Here is a 1,481-nt window from a genome sequence, read left to right as displayed (position 1 = left end):
GTTATAGATATTGATCCTGAAAAGATTGGAAATGATATTGGGTTATTAATCAATGAAAAACAAACAGGACTAAATGTAGTATCCAGTATACAGGAAGTAAAAACGAACACAGATCATCCTGTCGCCCTTCATGCAACCGGTTCTAACTTACAACAAGTATGGCCACAAATCAAAGAACTTCTAGATCATGGTTTTTCAGTCGTTTCTACCTGCGAACAGCTTTCTTTCCCCTGGGACCGTTACCCTGAACTTGCCAAGGAAATAGATGATTACGCTAAGGCTAAAAGGCTTAGTGTCATTGGGACTGGCATTAATCCAGGATTCATCATGGATACATTGGTCATCTGTTTTTCAACAGTATTAACAACGGTCAATAAAATAATTGTCAACCGTAGGGTAGATGTTTCAAAACGACGCATTCCCTTACAAAAAAAAGTCGGGATCGGTATGCCCAAAGAAGAATTTGAATTCTTAGCTGAACAGAATAAAATTGGGCATGTTGGACTTGAAGAATCTGTCAGATTAATCGCTTATGGTCTCAATTGGAACCTTACAAGTGTAAAAAATACAATTGAACCGACGATTGCTGGAGAAAATATTACCGTTCCACTTACTTCCTTAAAACCAGGAGATGTAAATGGCCTTCATCAAGTATCCAAGGGCAAGACCTCAAATGGAAGGGAAATATGCTTGGATTTGACTATGTCTGTTGGAATTAATCAAGAAGATGAAATTATTATTGAAGGAAACGAAACGCAAAGATTGATCATTCCAAATGGAATTTTTGGAGATACTGCGACCGCTGCAATGGTTATCAATACCGCTAAGCAGATCGATGCTATTCGCAAACCAGGGTTACTTACCATGGCTGACATTGGAGTGCCAAGGAATATATATCAATCCGAATTTGCACGTATTTAAATGCAGAAACAGCACCACTTGGACGAAGTGTAACCTACAACAGACAACACAGAATATGTTCATTTCTTCAATAGTTTATTATTCCTTGACGTGTGCGAGAATTCTAGATTCGAAAATAGGATGATTCCCGTACACGTTTCGTTTCTTATTCGACGAATTCCCCTAATCATTTCCAACGATGGTTTAGTTCATTTTATTTGTTCCCTTACAAGAGTAAATATCGTATTTTAACAGTCTACGTGGACGGATTAAATTATAAAATAAAGTATTGTTTTTTATGTGTCACAAGAAACTCTTTACTAAAATCGTTATCCAAGTTAATAACCTCGTACGATTTATTCATATTAATAATTGAAAACAGATAATGCCAACTTACCAAGGATTGGTACTATTCCAATGATTGAACGATATACTTCTTTATCTCTCATCTAATCCCCTTTTATAAACATAACATGCAAAAATAGATAATATAAACCTATCATAAGTGTGATAACAAAAACCCAAAAAACCACCATAATCGTAAATGATTAGAGTGGTTACACAAATTATTCCCTTAGTTG

At 35.7% G+C, this 1,481-nt stretch carries 1 protein-coding gene; it reads left to right on the top strand.

Annotated features, from left to right (window positions below):
* Window positions 1-921 (top strand): hypothetical protein (locus tag AC1DUW_RS28620; protein WP_477644157.1); only part of this gene is annotated, 921 nt, incomplete at its 5' end.
* Window positions 922-1,481 lie beyond the last annotated feature (560 nt).

Source organism: Peribacillus sp. P4_C12 (genome assembly GCF_056402095.1).
The sequence above is the reverse complement of the archived record's forward strand: the minus strand, read 5'-3'. Positions and strand labels throughout refer to the sequence as shown.